Annotated in this window: 19 protein-coding genes; 8 read left to right on the top strand and 11 right to left on the bottom strand. The window is 41.0% G+C overall.

Annotation, left to right across the window (positions count from 1 at the left end; all coding sequences use genetic code 11):
• Nucleotides 1–66: 66 nt before the first annotated feature.
• The 5 genes from ACP2AF_RS09840 to ACP2AF_RS09820 all read left to right on the top strand — a co-directional run bounded on the left by ACP2AF_RS09840 (nucleotide 67) and on the right by ACP2AF_RS09820 (nucleotide 2,977).
• Nucleotides 67–429, top strand: coding sequence for a DUF6249 domain-containing protein (locus ACP2AF_RS09840; protein ID WP_425235983.1), 363 nt, complete (start codon nucleotides 67–69; stop codon nucleotides 427–429).
• A 15-nt stretch (nucleotides 430–444) separates the two neighbouring features.
• A complete protein-coding gene (locus tag ACP2AF_RS09835) occupies nucleotides 445–1,029 on the top strand; it encodes an RNA polymerase sigma factor (protein WP_425235982.1) in 585 nt (194 codons plus the stop codon).
• On the top strand, nucleotides 1,026–1,418 hold the full coding sequence (locus ACP2AF_RS09830) for a hypothetical protein (RefSeq protein ID WP_425235981.1): 393 nt from the start codon (nucleotides 1,026–1,028) through the stop codon (nucleotides 1,416–1,418). Before ACP2AF_RS09835 ends, ACP2AF_RS09830 begins: the two co-directional genes overlap by 4 nt.
• Nucleotides 1,419–1,429: 11 nt before the next feature.
• Nucleotides 1,430–2,251: a trypsin-like serine protease gene (locus tag ACP2AF_RS09825; protein ID WP_425235980.1), complete on the top strand. Its 822-nt coding sequence runs from the start codon at nucleotides 1,430–1,432 to the stop codon at nucleotides 2,249–2,251.
• A 204-nt stretch (nucleotides 2,252–2,455) separates the two neighbouring features.
• Nucleotides 2,456–2,977 (top strand): dihydrofolate reductase family protein, encoded by a 522-nt coding sequence (locus tag ACP2AF_RS09820; protein WP_425235979.1) that lies wholly within the window; start codon nucleotides 2,456–2,458, stop codon nucleotides 2,975–2,977.
• A 113-nt stretch (nucleotides 2,978–3,090) separates the two neighbouring features.
• Here ACP2AF_RS09820 and ctlX read toward each other — a convergent pair whose 3' ends face one another.
• A complete protein-coding gene (gene ctlX / locus ACP2AF_RS09815) occupies nucleotides 3,091–4,023 on the bottom strand; it encodes a citrulline utilization hydrolase CtlX (RefSeq protein WP_425235978.1) in 933 nt (310 codons plus the stop codon).
• 156 nt (nucleotides 4,024–4,179) lie between these two features.
• Here ctlX and ACP2AF_RS09810 point away from each other — a divergent pair, with 156 nt between their 5' ends.
• Nucleotides 4,180–4,575 (top strand): ACT domain-containing protein, encoded by a 396-nt coding sequence (locus ACP2AF_RS09810; RefSeq protein ID WP_425235977.1) that lies wholly within the window; start codon nucleotides 4,180–4,182, stop codon nucleotides 4,573–4,575.
• Between the two features lie 13 nt (nucleotides 4,576–4,588).
• On the opposite strand, the gene ACP2AF_RS09805 is transcribed toward ACP2AF_RS09810, so the two are convergent.
• From ACP2AF_RS09805 to ACP2AF_RS09790, 4 genes are all read right to left on the bottom strand, one after another.
• A complete protein-coding gene (locus ACP2AF_RS09805; RefSeq protein ID WP_425235976.1) occupies nucleotides 4,589–5,797 on the bottom strand; it encodes a hypothetical protein in 1,209 nt (402 codons plus the stop codon).
• Nucleotides 5,798–5,903: 106 nt separating this feature from the next.
• Nucleotides 5,904–6,677, bottom strand: coding sequence for an outer membrane lipoprotein-sorting protein (locus ACP2AF_RS09800; RefSeq protein WP_425235975.1), 774 nt, complete (start codon nucleotides 6,675–6,677; stop codon nucleotides 5,904–5,906).
• Between the two features lie 29 nt (nucleotides 6,678–6,706).
• On the bottom strand, nucleotides 6,707–9,091 hold the full coding sequence (locus ACP2AF_RS09795; protein ID WP_425235974.1) for an efflux RND transporter permease subunit: 2,385 nt from the start codon (nucleotides 9,089–9,091) through the stop codon (nucleotides 6,707–6,709).
• A 183-nt stretch (nucleotides 9,092–9,274) separates the two neighbouring features.
• Nucleotides 9,275–9,871 carry a TetR/AcrR family transcriptional regulator gene (locus ACP2AF_RS09790; protein ID WP_425235973.1) on the bottom strand — a complete coding sequence of 199 codons (597 nt, stop codon included), beginning with the start codon at nucleotides 9,869–9,871 and terminating at the stop codon, nucleotides 9,275–9,277.
• 213 nt (nucleotides 9,872–10,084) lie between these two features.
• On the opposite strand from ACP2AF_RS09790, the gene ACP2AF_RS09785 reads away from it, so the two are divergent.
• The gene (locus ACP2AF_RS09785) at nucleotides 10,085–10,906 is read left to right on the top strand and encodes a LytR/AlgR family response regulator transcription factor (RefSeq protein WP_425235972.1); all 822 of its coding nucleotides are present in this window, start codon (nucleotides 10,085–10,087) and stop codon (nucleotides 10,904–10,906) included.
• A 112-nt stretch (nucleotides 10,907–11,018) separates the two neighbouring features.
• Nucleotides 11,019–12,155, top strand: coding sequence for a serine hydrolase domain-containing protein (locus tag ACP2AF_RS09780; protein WP_425235971.1), 1,137 nt, complete (start codon nucleotides 11,019–11,021; stop codon nucleotides 12,153–12,155).
• A gap of 7 nt (nucleotides 12,156–12,162) precedes the next feature.
• Here the strand turns inward: ACP2AF_RS09780 and ACP2AF_RS09775 are convergent, their stop codons facing one another.
• The 6 genes from ACP2AF_RS09775 to rplQ all read right to left on the bottom strand — a co-directional run bounded on the left by ACP2AF_RS09775 (nucleotide 12,163) and on the right by rplQ (nucleotide 19,422).
• Nucleotides 12,163–13,077: a dimethylarginine dimethylaminohydrolase family protein gene (locus ACP2AF_RS09775; protein ID WP_425235970.1), complete on the bottom strand. Its 915-nt coding sequence runs from the start codon at nucleotides 13,075–13,077 to the stop codon at nucleotides 12,163–12,165.
• A 107-nt stretch (nucleotides 13,078–13,184) separates the two neighbouring features.
• Nucleotides 13,185–14,471 (bottom strand): citrate synthase, encoded by a 1,287-nt coding sequence (locus ACP2AF_RS09770; RefSeq protein ID WP_120712468.1) that lies wholly within the window; start codon nucleotides 14,469–14,471, stop codon nucleotides 13,185–13,187.
• A 130-nt stretch (nucleotides 14,472–14,601) separates the two neighbouring features.
• The gene (locus tag ACP2AF_RS09765) at nucleotides 14,602–16,140 is read right to left on the bottom strand and encodes a glycogen synthase (protein WP_425235969.1); all 1,539 of its coding nucleotides are present in this window, start codon (nucleotides 16,138–16,140) and stop codon (nucleotides 14,602–14,604) included.
• Nucleotides 16,141–16,265: 125 nt separating this feature from the next.
• The gene (gene eno / locus ACP2AF_RS09760; protein ID WP_425235968.1) at nucleotides 16,266–17,555 is read right to left on the bottom strand and encodes a phosphopyruvate hydratase; all 1,290 of its coding nucleotides are present in this window, start codon (nucleotides 17,553–17,555) and stop codon (nucleotides 16,266–16,268) included.
• A 112-nt stretch (nucleotides 17,556–17,667) separates the two neighbouring features.
• Complete coding sequence (gene carA, locus ACP2AF_RS09755; RefSeq protein ID WP_425235967.1) at nucleotides 17,668–18,789, bottom strand: glutamine-hydrolyzing carbamoyl-phosphate synthase small subunit; 1,122 nt, start codon at nucleotides 18,787–18,789, stop codon at nucleotides 17,668–17,670.
• 93 nt (nucleotides 18,790–18,882) lie between these two features.
• Nucleotides 18,883–19,422, bottom strand: coding sequence for a 50S ribosomal protein L17 (rplQ, locus tag ACP2AF_RS09750; protein WP_425235966.1), 540 nt, complete (start codon nucleotides 19,420–19,422; stop codon nucleotides 18,883–18,885).
• Between the last annotated feature and the right edge of the window lie 33 nt (nucleotides 19,423–19,455).

Here is a 19,455-nt window from a genome sequence, read left to right as displayed (position 1 = left end):
CACATATTTCGAAACCCAATTTAAAAATCCGTAGTCTTATAGAATAGAAACCAAAATAGTAAAAATATGTTCGCCTACATCGTAATCATTGTAATAAGCCTAACTGTTTTTGGTATAGCCTATACCTTTTTCACCTACAGGAACAAGGAACGTATGTCCCTAATCGAATCCGGTCTGGATCTAGAGTATTTTAGAAAAACCATTCAGCGACAAAACAGTATTTTATTGAGTTTGGGTTTGGTATTCATCGGTTTTTCAATAGGAGTGATCAGTGGCTTCTTTTTTGAGAAATATTTATTGGAACACTACAATCCCAAGAACTATAGAAACTATCCACAGGCCTATATCGGCATGATAACTTTCTTTATGGGATTGGCAATGCTAGTTTCATTCTTTCTTAACAAGAAGCTTAGAAAAAGAGACGCATAAGCCATATTTGGAATAATGGACGAATCCAACTATTCGGAAGATACGGCAATTGAAAGGGCGATAGTTGGCGATGAAAACGGCTACCGCTATCTATTGGAAAAGTATAAAGGTTTCGCATTTACCATAGCCCTACGGATTGTGAAAAACGGGGAGGACGCCGAAGAAATAGTACAGGATGCATTTATCAAGGCTTTCAAAAATCTAGGTAGGTTCAAAAAAGCAGGTAAGTTTTCCACTTGGTTGTATCGCATCGTATATACCACATCCCTTACAAGTTTAAGGGGTCGTAGGTTGAAATTGGATTCACTGGATGAGCCGGAAAATTTTCAACTTATCCTACCGGATACCTACGCCAATGGTTTTGAAAAGCTGATTAAAAAAGATAAAATCGAATTTGTGAATAGAGCCATTTCCAAGCTTTCCGAAGTAGAAAACATTGTGATAACCTTATATTATACCAACGAATGTTCCATTATAGAAATCGGGAAAATTACCGGCTGGAATACATCCACCATTAAAACCAGGCTTTATCGGGCAAGACAAAATTTGTATGTGGAGCTTTCATATTTGCTTAAAAATGAAATAAACGACTTAAAATGAAAAAATTGGATTTTAATAATGGGGATATAGAAGATGATAAAAATTTGATAGATATCTTAAAAACATCTACTCTCAAAGAACCTTCGGAACAATTCGTTGATACTACTATGAAAAAGTTTCGTGCTCTTGAAAAAAGCGACAAAGTAGCTCACAAACCCCTAAAAACACCCTTGTATCTCATGGGCCTAATCGGGGTGTTCCTTAGTATTCCATTCATTTTGAAAATGGATATCCCGAACTTTTTGCTTGAAGGAATTCACCCTTTAGAAATACAATCGACGGACATAAGCCCTTGGTATATAGTGACTTTCATTCTTTTATTCATTACCGGTCGATTTGTTATCTGGGTCGAAACGGGAAGCACTGAAAAACATGGCCCAATGGTCTAAAACCTAAAAATATGAAAAAACATTTTATTCTATTCGCACTCTCGGCAAGCACTGTCCTTGTCAGTTTTAGTCCGTCCAACTACTTTGGTATGATCCGACATGATGTGGATATTAAAAAGTATAGGGAGCTGGGTGCTCGATCGGAATTTGATTGTGTGGGTAGATATTCGCTTTCTGAAACAAATAAAAGCTATGCCACAGGTGTTCTTATATCTCCCAAATGGGTTTTAACGGCCGCACACTTTGTGGTCGATTCGTCTGTATGGAAATTCGGAAATGCGTATTATAGAACAAAAAGAATAGTAAAACATCCCGATTTAAAACCGAATGCGCAAGAGACACAATGGACCGGTCAGGATATGGCTCTGATAGAGCTGGAGAAACCAGTTTTGGATATTAAGCCAGCTGAACGTTATCTAGGAAATGAAGAATTAAGTAAAACCATTACAAAAATTGGTTACGGATACTTCGGAAATGGTATGATGGGATTATCAACGCCAAGGATACAGGAAAAACTTGGAGGGCAGAATACTATTGATGCCATTGGCGGCATTTTTGAGAACAGGGAATTTACCAACAGCGTTATGGTGTGCGATTTTGATCATCCGGAAGATCGGGAATCCAATCATTTTGGATCTTCGATTCCCTTAGAATTGGAAATAGGAGGTTCCAAAGGAGATAGCGGTGGAGGAGTATTTATGTTTCATAATGGCAAACACGTTCTAGTTGGTATCGTTTCCGGGGCATTGAACCGTAGAATCAAATACGGTTCCGTGATGGCGCTGGCTAGGGTTTCAAAAGCGAACGAATGGATAGATTCAGTAATCTATTGAATTAAGTTTTACAATCGCAAAATTTTAATAGTAGATAATTTAGTTGTGGCAAGTAAATTCCTTTGAAATTAGTTTCATATGATCCATTAACTTTACCGCGCGTTAATAGTTCCAATTGGGCAGGTCCGCTAACTCTCCAAACGTGTACCCGTTTGATTTGGCAACAATTGTACTTAGAACTGTATTTCGCTTTATAAACATCGGATGAGCAAAAGAAAAATAATATTGAATTTATGTACAAGCCTCGATTCCTTTATTGAAGGGGAAAATGGAGAAATCGATTGGTGTTTAACGGATCAGGATTATTCGATGACGGCTTTTTTGAATCGAATCGATACCATTTTTTTTGGGCGAAAAAGCTATGAGCAATTGGTTCAGGAAATGCCCAATGCCTTTTCTGACAAGAAGAAAGTGGTGTTTTCAAAAACACTGAAAAATACAGATGTCCATTCAAGGGTTATAAGTGGTAATATTGAAAATGAAGTACGGGACCTAATCAACGCCCCAGGGAAGGATATTTGGCTTTTTGGAGGAGCGGACCTGACTACGACCATGATAAATCTAAATCTTGTGGACGAACTGATGATTTCGGTACATCCTTTATTACTGGGAAAGGGAAAACCTTTGTTCAACGCTATCAAGGGGAGAAAAAAGCTTACACTAACGGACACGAAAACTTTTTCCACAGGATTGGTACAATTGTATTATACGGTCGAAAAGAAATAGTATGTACATCGCCTTGGCTGGGCTATGGCTTCCTACTTTATTAGAATTCCATGGGTTACCGTAGAATCTCATGATACTACCTCAAGCAATATCTTGTCACACTCCGAACAAGACTAAGCCTTTGGCAAAAACACCTCCGCCATCATACAGCGGGCACTTCCACCCCCACATGTCTCAATAGTATCCAACGGACTGTGAATAATGTCACAATGTTCTTGGATAGCCTTGATCTGATCTGGTCTCAAGCTCTTAAAGGCTGCCGAGCTCATTACCATAAAGCGTTGGTCATTTGCACCGATTACTTGCAGCATATTGCCTGCAAAATGGTGCATCTGTAGTTCCGTGATAGGAATAATTTCCTTACCGTCCTTTTTTAGATGCTCAACAACCTCCTTACGCTCTGCTTTGTCATCGATGGCATCTAGGCAAATCACTGCAAAATTCTCTGCCATGGCCATCATTACATTGGTATGGTAAATGGGGAGGCGTTCTCCCTGTACCGTTTGGTTGGCCGTAAAAATTACCGGAAAACAATCAAAATCTTCGCAGAATTCTATAAACAATTCCTCGTGCGCACGCTCGGATAAAGCGCAATACGCTTTTTGGTGGACCCTATCCTTTAGAATACTTCCCGTACCCTCCAAGAAAAGCTCCTTCTCTTCAGCCGAGGTATAGTCCAGAATAGTGTCAATTCTAAATCCGTTTTCTTCAAGAACATCAAAAATATCCTCACGACGTTCCCTTCTCCGATTTTCAGCGAACATGGGATATATCACAACGGTGCCATTGGCATGAAAGGATACCCAGTTATTGGGGAAAATAGAGTCTGGGGTATCGGTTTCCTTTTTGTCATCTACTACAATAACATTCACGCCCTTAGTGCGCAGAATCGTCACAAAATTGTCAAATTCCTGTTGTGCCCGAGAATTAATGGTTTGGTCATTGAGCTCCAAATGTTCCATAAAATAATTGTTCACCGCGGTTTGTTCGTTCATACGAAAGGCAACCGGCCGAATCATCAAGATAGTATTTGTAACCTGTGTCATAGTGTATAAATGGAATACTTGAGCGATATTGGAATTCTATAGACCCAAGGGGCTAAATTATGATTTTTCTCAGGGTCTTTCATCTTATTTAAACAAAAAAAAGACAACCTTTGCCCACAAGGATTCAAGACCTTTTTTCATTAGTAAATCAACACCATGTCCGGAGAAACGCATTTAAAAAATCTGATCAATGAAATGGATCCCAGACTTAACCCTGGGGCGTATGTGTTTTCAACAGTAAGTAAAACTGATGGTATAGACCGAACCGATATTTTATGCGAATTCAGGGAGCAAGAAGGTATTACGGTTATCCTAGAGCGTACTAAGGCCGAAGCGTATGGGCTAACTTATGGATTTGTTGCCGCCTGGATAACCCTTAACGTACACTCCGCTTTAGAGGCCAAGGGACTTACGGCTAAAGTAGCAACGGCCTTGGCGGAGCAAAACATTAGTTGCAACGTAATTGCAGCGTACTACCATGATCATCTTTTTGTTCCCTATGCAGAAGGAAATAAGGCCGTCGATGTTTTGAAGGCCTTGTCAATAGATTAATTAACTGGCATTTTTAAAAGTATTTGGAAATGGATATCCGCAGAAAACTATCGTCTCGAAAGTTCGAAAAAATCAGCTCATTTTCATCGATGGCATTAAAAATCCTTGCCTCCGCTTCTACGGTCCACGTACTTCCAAAGCGTCTGGAAGCCTCCAGACTAAAAATTTTACTGCTGGATTCCAAATCGCTGATACCGCCTATTAAAATGGAAGTATCCGCATTGTCATTGAAGGCAATTCGGCTACCAAAGAATACATCGTTTTGAAGGGCGGTCAAGGCCAGTTCATCCCTTTCATCATACAAATACTCTCCTAGTATGCCTATATCCAAGCCATTCCCATCTATGTTACTAAAGGTATATTCCAGTCCTGCTGCCAAGGCAAAAAAATCCTGGGCATCGGCATGTCTATAAATAGATTCCAATTTCCAAAGAAAAGCATCATGCGTAGCTTGAAGCTCCAATCCGGTCTGATGGATTACGGGGTAAAAGGAATTGATGGCACCCGACGGTTCGAATAAAAATAGCGGTTCCCTACCATTACCATAGAAATGCGAAAGTCCAATGTCAAAAATCCCGAAATAATGTTTCCATCTAAACGCAAAATCCTGCCGCCATTCCTCGGCGCTACTCTCGTAACCCAAATCATCTTGATTGATGACAGTTCCAAAGCGCAACCTACCCTCTTCCCCGGGAAATGTGCGCTTACGATGGTAGGGCAGATAAAAGAAATCGAACGTTCCCCATGAATTTGTAATCCAACTGAACTGCACCATAGGTTGTCCTAATTTTTCCTCTCCATCAAAGGTCTCCACGGCATCGGTCTGATTGATAACGTCCACCAGATGATTGCTCTCTATAACCCCCCAATACACTTTTTTTAATCCTACGCTCAATTCCCAATTCCCCTTTGCCTTTTGGTAGTAGAGTTCACGAATGTCCCAATGCGTACGCTCATCATCTCGATCAATCCTAAAGAAACCTTTCGCATTGATACTTTCATAGCCTTTGTTCCAGGAGGCTGAGTACTCCGGTCGGAAGGCCAGAGAAGGGTAGTGCATTTCCTGTTCATCAAACTGGCCAGGGTTAAAAAAATAGCGATACTCCGCTTCTATTTCCAACTCAACATCATGTTCCACTTTTTTTTCGGTATCATCATTTTGAGCAAACCCATATGTAAATCCTATAAGGCAAAGAATGCCCAATACCCTCCTATTGTTCATCTGTACATATTGAAGTAAAGGCAGGCCAAAAATCATGATCCATTAGTATTTCCGGTGGAACCGAAAACGGTATCGACCAACATCATTTCGACCTGCCTTGCCAAATTTATCTTCCTGCTCGTTGCAAAGCTACTTGGGAAAAATCGTCCTCAGAAAAAGCAACCTCAAAATCATAATCGCTAAACTTCAACAAGGTTTCCTTGTTACTCTGATGATTTACCATATTAAAGGTAGCCGCTCGCCAAAACTTGTTTTTGTAAAGTTTATAGTCACTATAGGTCAAGGTTTTTAACAGTGCATTTTTCCTATCGTAAAATTCTACTTTTTCAATGCGATACCCTTTGTCCTTATTATAGGTAACTATACGGCGCGTATAGCCGGATTTGGGATCTACGGGATCCTGTTCCACCAACAGCAAATTCCCTTTTGCCTCCAAAAATTTATAGGTGTACTTCTCTACTTCCTGGGAGGAAAGGTCCTCATAGGCAAATTCGCTTCCCACAAAAGGACCGGATTTGTTATTGGATGAAATTCGCTTTACCCTTTTAATGGAAGGTAAATACAGCCACTGATCATCGGAACCTACCTTATGGGTATAGGTTAAGGTAGCGGTTCCTTTAACGTCTTTTGGGCTACCGAAGGCTATAAGCGACTTGTCACCATCTTCCGTTAATTCCAAAGTTCGGGTGGTCATGGTCCGCTCGCTGGTCTGTCCGTTTTTGTTTTTCAAGATCATTTTAAGCTCCACCGAAGAACTTCCAAATCCTTCATCGGCCAGTTCTGCAGCTTTTGCTATTTCCAATCCACGTTCCTCAGGTGTTTGGGCAAAGGCCAAACTTATTATGGAAAATGCAGCTAAGGTTAAAATCGATTTTTTCATTTTTGTGTGATTTATGTTTAAAGTGAATATTATTTGTTCAGTTTTAATTCGGGATTCAATTGATTTGGTATAGCTTCAACCGCTTCATCTTTTCTGCTAGACAAAATCAAAAGAGCGGGAAGCAAGAGAAAATCAATAATCAATGCAGCGGTAATAATGATGACCGTAATACGGGCCATATAACTGTTTAGGGCAAAGGAAGATGTTGAAAGTACCGCAAACCCGGATAACAATACCACGGTAGTGGTGACCAAAGCACGGCCCACGGTCTCAAAGGCATAAATTACCGCTTGTTTGGCATCATATCCCAATTCCCTACGTGCCCTTAGAAACTTACTCATGAAGTGCACGGTGTCATCTACAATGATGCCGAGGGTCATTCCAAATACAATGACCATCCCTGTGTTGATTTGCCCTTTATAAAGCGCCCAAATTCCAAAACCTACCAAGACCGGAGTTACATTGGGAATAATGCTTAAAAGGCCAAGTTTAAAGTTGCGTAGGGCCAACATCAATACTAATGAAATGAGGATCAGGGCGATAATATTTCCATTGAACATACTGTCTGCCTGTCTAAACCCTAGTTTAGAGAACATCATGGTAGGACTAACGCCAATGGAATGCATGGGTTCCTCGGTATTGTTTCTTAACCACTCCTCTGCCCGGCCCGAGAAGGCGATCATCTCTGCACTGGAAATATTCTTTAAAGTAGCCGTTACCCGTGTTTCCGATTTATCCACATTTATCTGATTGTTCAAATCCAGCCCAAATGGCAATGACAACTCATATAACAGGAGAAATTGTGCCGCTTCTTCCCGATTGTCCGGTACTCGGTAGTATGTTTGGTCGTCTCCGTGCATTGAACGATTTACCCTTCGGGCCACTTCACTAAAGGCATTTACGTGGACCACCTCGGATTGGTCATTCAGCCAATCCTCAAAAGCATTTAATTTTTGGAGATACTCCGGATTGTTGATTCCGCCACTTTCGCCACTTCCCACGGAGAATTCCACATTGTAAAAACCGGTAAGATTATCATTTATAAAATCGCTGTCCCTTCTAAACTGTACCGAATCATCAAAGTATTCCACAAATTCGTCATTGAATACATTTAATGTCGCCAAATAGGTAAGGCCAGCTATAATAACTAGGGAAATTACCGCCAAACGAGCGGGTTGTTTGGTCACAAAGAGGCCCAATTTGGTATACATACCCACCCTTTCTTCTTTTTTTATGACTCCCTTTTTCTTCCAAAGGGGAAAGATGGCCATAAGTGCCGGCAGGGTGGTCGTGGAATACAGAAATGCCATGGTCATACCGAATGCCGTAATATTCCCCAAGTGCCAGAAGGGGGGTACATCACCAAAATTCATAGTAAGAAACCCGATAACCGTAGTGAGGCTAGTGATGAAAACGGGCATAAAGTTGAGGCGCATACTTTCTACCAAAGCTTCTTTTTTATCCAATCCATCCCTACGGACCTTCTGTAACATGGTGATAAGGATATGAATACTATCGGCCACGGCCAGGGTAAGTATCATTGTAGGAAATACGGCCGAAGGTGGCGTGAGCTTTATTCCAGCAAGGCCAATGAAACCAACTGCACTCATAATAGAAAATAGGACTACTACAAGTGTGGAAAAGGTGGCAAAAAAGTTTCGTGTAAGTAAAAAAGTGACAACAACAACAATAAGCAGCATAATTCCAATTAGTGCCAAATCGCTTTGCGAAGCTTCAAAAAATGCCGTGTTCAGTGGAACCAAACCCGTCGTGTACACTTTAAATTGAGGATGTTTCTCCTTGAATTCGTCTACCATTTTTCGGGTAGCCACGGTAACCTCGGGAATCTCGGCAGCACTGTCCACCCCAGGTAATCGTACCGTAACATTAATCGCAGTAACACTCCCTTTTTCATTGATGATTCTGTGCAAAAGCAAAGGTTCTTTCAAGGCCTTGGCCTTGATTTCCTTAATCTCGGCATCTGTCTTCGTAGCTGATTCGTAGGAAAGATCATCCACATACAAATCATCTCCGTCGGCACTAGTATGCTGGAAATTGGTTACGGCATCTACCCTTGAAGAGTAAGGAGTATTCCAAGCGCTTGCTGTTAGTTCTTCAATGGCAACAAGATTTTCCTTAGTAAAAACCTCGCCATTAGCCGGAGCCAACACGATAACAATATTATCATCCTTGGTGTATTTCTCCTGAAGGGCATCGAAGGCTTCCAACTCCGGATTGGATTCGCTGAAGAAGACATGATAGTCTCCATCAAATTCCATTTTTCCCTGGGAGGCCAGGCCAAGGGCCAATACGATAGTAAGTAGTAGTACGGGCCACTTGAACTTAATTACAAATTCCGCCCATTTTTTAGCAAAAGTGTTCACGGAATTCCCCGCTTTTTTAAGTGCATTCATAATGTTTAGGTTTAGTAGTTGACCAGTCGCTTATTATTGTTGCGAAAGGGTTTAATAAAAATTGTATTCTACGTTATAGTACTAAGACGATTAAATTCTGCTGATCTGGACAATCTAAAATAAAATCTTTTGTGGATTGTATATAATATAATTGACCGGTCATCTATTTTATTTCAAAAAAAATTATTTAAACAAAATGGCTCTTACCATGTTCATAAAATTATCAATGGGATAGGCACTTTTCATTTCTTTCATAGTTGTCATCGCCCCTTTTCCTGCATCTTCAAAAAAAGCCACTATATCCGCTGCGTTCAAAGTGGAATCAATTTCCCCTAATTCCTGCGCCTCCTCTACAACAGCGGTGATCTGGGCTTGTACTAGCGTTTCCCTTTGAAGGATGGCCTTTCTAATGTTTTCGTTATGCTCGGCCATTTCGTTGCCCAAATTGCAAGCCAAACATCCCATTTTACATTCCATTTCATTCTTTAGCACATTGCATCGGAATTCATGAAAATTCAGAAGACGTTGCTTCGGTGAAACCGTTTTGTCCATTAAAATTTCCTGCGCTGGGGCAAATTGGGCCAGAAAATACTTATCGATAGCCTTAATGGCAAAATCCTCTTTACTGTCAAAATAGAAATAAAAAGACCCTTTGGGAACATTGGCTGCCACTACAATATCATTTACGCTTGTAGCATTGTATCCTTTGGACCAAAGCAATTCCATTCCCCTTTCCAAGAGATAGTCTGCCTTTATTTCATGTTTCAATGTCTTCTGCATCACAACTCAAACTCTGAACAAAAATATGACCACTCGTCTAGTAAACCAAAAAAACAGGTGTTAAAGTTTTCTATACGTCAATAAATACCTCTTCCGTCCATGCCCGTTTACGGTCCATAACCCACCTGACAAACTATTCATGGAATCAGCCCCTGACCTCTCTTTGTAACAAAGAAAATAGGTCGTTATCTTTAAGCTTAAATAGTGTATGGGATGTCATCAAAATATCTAGGCAAATACAATGATGCTCTGTTGTTTTTGATATTGATACCCATTATCAATACCATCAACTATCATCTTACTTATGCTACGATCAGATGGGATTGGTATACCTATACTACGTACTCCATTGATACCGTAACGGGTTACATCGCTTGGTGGTTGATAAGACGTACAATTCTTTGGATGGACGGGGTAATGCCCTATGAAAAGGCCTTAGTCCAACGATTGCTATTGCAATTATTGATTACCAATCTAGTAGCTCAAGGTTTTATCATCTCGGCAACTGAAATCGTAAACGCCCTTTTTGGTGATGGGCCCTTACCAACCGGTTTTTACACGTACAATTTGTTTATTTTTTTTATTTGGATATTGGTCATTAATGGTATTTATGTTGGGTTTTACCTCTACGATCAATGGAGAATCGCCCAATCGCTACGAGAAAACGACAAAAAACTACGGTCAAAAGGTTTTTCGGTAGTTCTAGGGAATAGTACAAAGCAAATAGCCTTTGAACAAATAGCAGTATTTTATGTAGAGGATAGGGCTACCTTTCTTAGAACCAAGACCGGGGAACAATTTGTTTTGGACGACTCCTTGAACAAAATCCTGCCCGTATTACCGGAAGAATTTTTCTTTCGTTTGAATCGAAAATACATTGTACATAGAGAGCAAATTAAAGGGTACCGTAAAGAAATGAATGGCAAATTGTTGGTTGAATTTGATTCCGGGCTATCCTTGGAGGCTTCAATTGTGAGTAGGATTACTGCACCGGACTTTAAAAAATGGTTCAGTATTACGGCTCCTCGTTCTTAAACCATCCCTATTCTACATCCCAGCCCTAAAAATGCTACAGTTCATCCTATTCGTTTAAAAATCATTGGGATTGTGCTTTGCTATACCTGGATATTTGCCAAAATTTCAAGTTATGAACGGAAGAGTTAAAATTATGGGATTACTATTGGTAACAACGCTATCCCTTGCTGCACAAGAAGGAGGGCTTCCCCAGGAAAAGCAGGAAGCGGTAAAGAGCGTACTCAAAAAATACATCGACCTTGGTATTCCCGGTCTGTCGTTGGCTGTTTACAATGAACAAATGGGATTGTGGTCCCATGCAGAAGGTTTGGCCAATCTTGAAAACCAAACCCCACTTACCACGGAACATTTGCACTACTTACAAAGTGTAAGCAAAACCTATATGGCGGTGGTGATTCTTCAATTGTATGAAAAGGGAAAATTGAAATTGCAGGATCCCATTGTTCAGTACCTTGATTATCCCTGGTTAAAATCGATAAAGGGTGTTGACAAAATCACTATAAAAATGCTTTTGAACCATACGTCCGGACTTCCTGAATATAGTACAAATCCCATATTGGTATCTCGAATTATCCAAGATCCCTTGACCGTACTTAGCGTTTCCGAAATGCTCTCCTATATCCATGGAAAATCCATGGATTTTGAGCCCGGTAGCAAGTACACTTATTGCAATACCAATTTTGGCCTCCTGTCATTAATTGCGGATAAAATAACAGGAGACCACATGGTCTACATGGAAAAGGAGCTGTTTCAAAAGCTCAACCTAAAATCCACTCACATACTGTCAAAAGACAATATTGATTCTAATTTACATTTGGTAGACGCTTATTGGGATGTGCTACTGGAAGGTATACCAACAAACATTTCGAAGTTACAAAGGGCCAATGTATCTTCCATGAAAGGTGATGACGGGATGGTGGCTTCCACTGAAGATGCCGTTCTTTTTTTAAAGGGTCTGATTTCTGGAAAACTGCTTACCCCCAAAACTCTGGAAATCATGCAGGAATGGGTCTTAAGCGAAGAGGGAGAACGCAAGTATGGTCTGGGTTTAACGTATTACGACTTGGAAACCACGTATGGCATTGGTCACTCCGGAGGTGGAATCGGAGCGGGATGTGTCCTAGTTTACCTGCCGGAATTAGAATCCATTGTCTTCATTGCCACCAATTTCAACACGATGATGGAATCACCTATCCGTAAAAAAGCAGAAAACCTTCAAATGGATATTTTAATGGCACTGTTTATGTAATAAGGAGTTAATCCCTGATCAGAGGCATTGTGCTACAACGCAATAAGCCGCCTTGCTTGGAAATTTCCGCGTAGGGTACTTCTTCAACGGTTAACCCTTGGCCCCGTAACCAATCATTGAGTCGGGTGAAATTACGTTCGGAAACCACAACATCCGGCGAAATGGAAAATACATTGCTAAACATACGATACATTTCGTCAGCGGTAATCTCAAAAATGTTTTCTTTTCCGAAATAGTCTACCAACCATTGGTATTCGTTTTCCACCAGGAATCCATTTTTATGAAGAATGGCCTTGTCCTTTCCTACGGGTTGGAAACAACAGTCCAAATGAAGTGCATTTTCCCTTGGATTGGCGATTGATTTCCGAAGCTCAAAGGACTTTACCTTTTTATGGGGAAACATCCGCTTAATATACTCCACTCCTTCCCAATTGGTTCTCGCGGTAATGTAATCCGGATAGTCATGACCTGTATAAGTACCAATAAAAATATAATCGTTCCAGGGCATAACATCGCCACCCTCAATATGGACCTCCTCCGGTGGATATAGGATATTATCTGGATGGATGTATTCCAGCACATGCAAAATAGCATCAAACTCTTCTTCCCTATCCGGAAGGATATTGGCCTTTATCAATTTATTCTCTATAACAAAGGCGATATCCCGAGAGAAAATCTGATTACAATCCTCCAACACCTCCGGCCTAAATACATTAATATTGTATGCCTTAAAAATGTTTGCCAATGCCTCCATTTCATTTACCATATCCGCTTCCTTAGGGTAGGTCCCTGCCAATATATGTTGAAGGGATTTTGGATCGTAGGCGTTCTCGGGTTTGGGTATGGGCCCATTATTCCTTGCCGTTCCCAAAAGCACCGCCCTCAATCGAGAGGTTTCATCGTTTACATTAAGATGGAGCATTGTAAATTTTTTGGCAAATATAGGAATTCCCGGATAGCGGGAACCAATAAAAAACCCTCATCCAAAATTAGATAAGGGCTATTCTTCACAAAATTGTTTAATCGATATTATCTCAAATCCACAGCCACAAAAGGTCTGTGATTCTCACCTATATAGACTTGTCTGGGACGACCAATGGGCTCTCCATTTAAACGCATTTCCCTCCATTGGGCAATCCAACCGGGCAATCTGCCCAAAGCGAACATTACGGTAAACATCTCTGTAGGAATGCCTAGGGCACGGTAGATAATACCCGAATAAAAATCCACATTGGGATATAATTTTCTGTCCACAAAGTATTGGTCCTCCAATGCTTCCTTCTCCAGCCCTTTCGCGATTTCCAAAATAGGATCTTCGATACCCAAATCCCCTAAAACCTCATCTGCGGATTTCTTGATAATCTTGGCCCTAGGGTCAAAATTTTTGTATACTCTATGCCCAAAACCCATTAATCGAAACGGGTCGCTTTTATCCTTGGCCTTGGCCATATATTTTTTAGTATCGCCGCCATCCGCCTCAATGGCTTCCAACATTTCTAGAACTGCCTGGTTGGCCCCTCCATGTAATGGCCCCCAAAGTGCGGAAATCCCCGCGGATAACGATGCAAACAACCCGGCATGTGAAGAGCCTACGATTCGTACGGTGGAGGTGGAACAGTTCTGTTCATGATCTGCGTGTAATATTAACAACTTGTCCAGCGCATCGATCGCGATTTTGTTCTTGTTATATTCTTTATTGGGCCGTTTGAACATCATTTTATGGATGTTCTCCACATAGCCCAGAGTATCATCACCATAATCCAAGGGTAACCCTTTTTTCTTACGCATGGCCCACGCCACAAGTACGGGAAACTTAGCCAGGATCCTTACAATGGACTTATACATTTCCGATTCCGAGGAAACGTCCACAGAAGAAGGGTTAAACGCTACTAAAGCGCTGGTGAGCGAAGAAAGTACGCCCATAGGATGGGCGGATTTAGGAAACCCATCTAAAATCTTCTTCATCTCTTCATCCACATGCGACTCTTCCCGAATATCATTGTGGAATTTGGAAAGCTGCTCCTTATTGGGCAACTCCCCAAAAATCAATAGATAGGCAACTTCAAGAAAATCGGCCTTCTCGGCAAGCTCTTCTATGGAATAGCCCCTATACCTTAAAATACCTTTTTCACCATCCAGAAAAGTAATGGCACTTTCACAAGATCCGGTGTTTTTGTACCCCGGATCTAGGGTAATCATTCCCCCGGTAACGGACCGCAACGTTTTTATGTCCATGGCGAGTTCGTTTTCGGCACCCTCGGTTACAGGAAATTCATATTTTTTACCATTATATTCCAGCGTAGCTTTGTCTGACATTTGGATGATTTAGATATTATTTTGAAAGAACGTAAAGTTAAGAAAAAGAGAGAATGTTAACAATTAAGGCCTCTTGTTTAGGAGATTATTAACATAGCCTTTAGACTGAATTAAAAACCGCCGAAAAAGCTTAAAGCAAATAGAGCACCTCGTAATATTCATCTACAGATTTCTCCCAGGTAAATCTCATTTTTTTTGCCGCGGATTGTATCTTTTTCCATTTGGGTTTATCATTCTGAAAGACGTCCAAAGCCTGATCAAAACTTAGTAGCATATTATTGATTTTCTCATCGTAGGATTCCCCACCAAAACTAAATCCGGTCTTCATATGTTCCACCGTGTCCTTTAGGCCTCCTGTTGCATGCACTAGACAGGGATTTCCGTTGCGCATGGACAACATTTGACTAATGCCGCAAGGCTCAAAAAGGCTTGGCATAAAATAGAGATCCGTTTCCAGATAGATCGAATCAATCAAATCCTCTGATTGGCCATTGGTAAAAATGAAATTCTCATGCTCATAACTCAGTCCTCTAAAGAGTTCCTCGTACTCCGGTGCTCCAGTTCCCAAGAGCATAAAGATACCATCTACCTTTTGCAACTTCTTCAGGATTTCAATAAAGACTTCAGGAGAACGCTTAAAGAAATAGAACTTTTGTTCTGTTAAACGTGCCACGCTGGAAATGATGAACTTAGGTCTGTTATCTACCAATTCCATCACCTTTTCCCCTGTATGTGCCAAAAAATCCGCTTTGTATTTTTTAGACTCTTGTTGTAACCATCCAAAAAGTGCCTTGACCGTATTGCGATAGATGTTCCCTTTCTTGGCGGTACGGATATTTTTGTAATTGGATCCATTTAAAATCCCATAAAGCCTACCTTGATTTTCTGCTTGCCCTAAATCTTTTTCCAAACCTTCACCACCTATAAACTCAGGAGGAGAACTGGGTAAAAGTACATCTTCCTTATAGGATGGAGATACTGTATGTACAGCATCGGAAAGCCGAATGCCCAAGGCCATAAGGTTCACACAATCCCGGTATCTATAATCCATCAAATTATCATAATCCAAAGAAATATCCGGGAACCAATTTTGTAGCGAAGAATAATTATCTCCGAATGGCCGTATGCCCTGTATTGCCAAATTATGGATGGTATATACAAATCGTATTCTTTTCAGGGACTCATATGCCGGGTGGTATGTTTTTAAAAATACCATGAGGCTGGAATGCCAGTCATGCATATGAACAATATCCAAACTACCAAAAGCATCTTCCTTAATAGCTTCGGCCACTGCAGTGCAAAATATAACGTACTTAATGAAATCCGTATAAAATGGCTCAACCGGATTGTTATGGTAGATATGGGCAATATCCCCTGCCTCTATTTCAGGGTGATGGATAACATAATGATGGATATTGTTATACTCTTTTTTTGGAATCACCTCATACAACTCCGCAGAATAGGTAGTTCCCCTTAGATGAAAGGTAAGTCGCGTTTTTAATGTTCCTCCATCTCTGTGAAGTCTAGAATAGGAAGGGACTATAACATGTACCTTATCCCCTCTTTCGGAAATCTGCCTGGGGACATCCCTAACTACGTCACCCATACCACCAGCCTTACAGTTGGCTATGGCATCATTCTCCGCGGCAACAAAAAGGAAGTTGTTCATTCGTAAAAATTAGAAGGCCAAAATATAAGCAATGCGCACTGAATATGTAATGAGATTGGTCATAAACTACAAAGAAAAAGCCTTCCTTTTTTAGGAAGGCTTCCTATAGGTTAACAAAAGGTAATTTATTTTACTTTAAAAGCCTTTTCCTGCGGATAATAGGCCACATCTCCCAATTCCTCTTCAATACGAAGTAACTGATTGTATTTGGCCATCCTATCCGAACGGGAAGCTGAACCGGTCTTTATCTGACCGGTGTTCAACGCAACCGCCAAATCGGCTATGGTATTGTCCTCGGTTTCCCCGGAGCGATGGCTCATTACAGAAGTATATCCGGCATTCTTCGCCATGTTGACCGCTGCTATTGTCTCCGAAAGTGTTCCTATTTGATTTACCTTGATTAAAATGGAATTGGCTATCCCATTTTCGATTCCGCGCGAAAGTCGTTCTACATTGGTTACAAAAAGGTCATCCCCTACCAATTGTACTTTATCCCCAACTTTTTCAGTAAGGAGTTTCCAACCGTCCCAGTCGTTTTCGTCCATTCCATCCTCAATCGAAATAATGGGATATTTGGAGCAAAGTTCGGCCAAGTATTCAGCCTGTTGCTCGGAGTTGCGTACCGCTCCCTTGTCTCCTTCAAACAAGGTATAGTCATAGGTGCCATTTTCATAAAACTCCGCTGACGCACAGTCCAATGCTATCATTACATCGTCCCCAAATTTATACCCGGCATTTTCCACCGCCTTGGCAATAGTATCCAGGGCATCTTCCGTACCATCCAAAGTAGGGGCAAACCCTCCTTCATCACCTACGGCGGTGCTTAAATTCCTATCATGAAGCACTTTCTTTAGATTATGGAAAATCTCTGTCCCCATTTGCATGGCATGGGTAAAATTCTTGGCCTTCACAGGCATTACCATAAATTCCTGAAATGCAATGGGTGCATCGGAATGCGAGCCTCCATTAATGATATTCATCATGGGGACGGGCAAGGTGTTTGCACTAACACCTCCAACATATCTATACAAAGGTATTCCCAATTCATTGGCTGCGGCCTTCGCCACAGCTAGGGAGACTCCCAAAATAGCATTGGCCCCCAGTTTTGATTTGTTGGAAGTACCATCCAAGGCAATCATAGCCTGATCTATTCCGTTTTGTTCAAAAATGGACATTCCCAAAATTTCTTCCGCAATTACGGAATTTACATTATCAACGGCCTTACTAACGCCTTTTCCCATAAATGAGCTGCCACCATCACGTAACTCTACTGCTTCATGTTCTCCGGTAGATGCTCCCGAAGGTACTGCGGCCCTTCCCAGAACACCATTCTCTGTAATTACATCTACTTCTACCGTTGGATTTCCCCTTGAATCCAGAATTTGTCTTGCATGTACACTAAGGATGATACTCATTTTTTTTTCTTTAATTTTTAGGATTGATTTTGAAAATGCAAAGATACGAAACGGTGCCCTTATCCTAAGGCTTTGAGCTACAATATTCTGTATGAAATAACGATTATTTAATCTAAACCGTTTGCTGTGACGTCTTCTTGATTATCTCAAAAAAATCATCAAACAGATAGTCCGCATCATGAGGTCCCGGACTTGCCTCTGGATGGTATTGAACCGAGAATACATCCTTGTTCTTCATTCGTATTCCTGCTACGGTTTGATCATTGAGATGTACGTGGGTAATCTCCAAATTTGGATTTTTTTCGGTCTCTTCCCTGTTGATGGCAAACCCATGGTTCTGGGAGGTTATCTCTCCCTTTCCGGTAATCAGGTTTAGAATGGGATGATTGATTCCCCTATGCCCATTATGCATTTTATAGGTAGATACGCCATTGGCAAGGGCAATGACTTGATGACCCAAACATATACCGAAGAGTGGTTTATCAGTCTTAATGATTTCCTTTGCTGTAGCTATGGCCTCCGTTAAAGGTTCCGGATCTCCGGGTCCATTGGATATGAAATAAGCATCCGGGTTCCATTCTGCCATTTCCTCAAATGAGGTATTATAGGGAAACACTTTTATATAGGCATCCCGTTTTGCCAAATTCCTAAGAATGTTTTTCTTTATACCAATGTCCAATGCGGATATCCTATAGCTGGCATTCTCATCCCCGTAATAATAGGCTTCTTTTGCCGAAACTCTAGAAGCCAATTCCAAACCTTCCATACTGGGCACTTCTGCCAATTTACTTTTTAGAGCATCCAAATTTTCCACATCCGTAGAAATTACGGCATTCATTGCACCATTGTCCCTGATATAGCTGACCAATGCCCTGGTATCCACATCCGAAATAGCGAGTAAGTTACTCTTGTCCAAGAACTCCTTCAAGCCCATATCCGCATCAGGTCGGGAATATTCATAACTGAAATTTTTACAGATAAGCCCGGCAATCTTTACCGTATCGGACTCCACTTCTTCATTATGTGCTCCATAATTTCCGATATGGGCGTTGGTCATTACCATGAGCTGTCCAAAATAGGAAGGATCCGTAAATATTTCCTGATATCCCGTCATACCCGTATTGAAGCATACTTCACCAAACGCCGTACCTTCTTTATCACCAACTGCCTTTCCATGGAAAATTGTTCCATCTGCCAATATCAATAATGCCTTTTTTTTGGATGTGTACTTCATAAGTGCTGCTCTATTTTTGTTTCACAAATAAACATAAAAAAAGGATAAACTATAAAGTCTATCCTTTTGTAAATATTAAAATATACTAACATTTTATTCTTCAGAATCATCCGCTTTAGCTTCTATGCCCGCTACTTCTTTTGATTCTACGGCGTTTTCCGCCACGGCAACAGGCGGAGCTTCGGACTTACTTCCTTTACCCCTTCTACTCCTACGCGTGGATTTCTTCTTCGGTTTACCGGCATTATATAGTTCGTTAAAGTCTACCAACTCTATCATGGCCATATCCGCATTATCTCCCAAGCGGTTGCCCAGCTTTATAATTCTTGTATAGCCCCCTGGCCTATCGCCAACTTTTTCCGAGACCGAATCAAAAAGTTCGGTAACCGCATATTTATCTCTAAGGTTCTTAAAGGCAACGCGTCTGTTGTGTGTGCCTTTTTCCACTGTTTGATTGTTCTCCGCCTTGGATTTGGTAATCAATGGTTCTATAAACTGTTTTAAGGCCTTGGCCTTGGCCACCGTGGTATTTATCCTCTTGTGTTCAATTAGGGAACAGGCCATATTTGCCAGCATGGCTTTTCTATGTGCAGCTTTTCGTCCTAAATGATTGAACTTTTTACCGTGTCTCATTGTGTTTTCTATTTTCTTCCTTATCCGGGACCC

Source organism: Ulvibacterium sp. (genome assembly GCF_965248315.1).
Taxonomy (GTDB): Bacteria; Bacteroidota; Bacteroidia; order Flavobacteriales; family Flavobacteriaceae; genus Ulvibacterium.
Note: the sequence above shows the minus strand (reverse complement) of the source record. Positions and strands in the feature narration are given on the sequence as shown.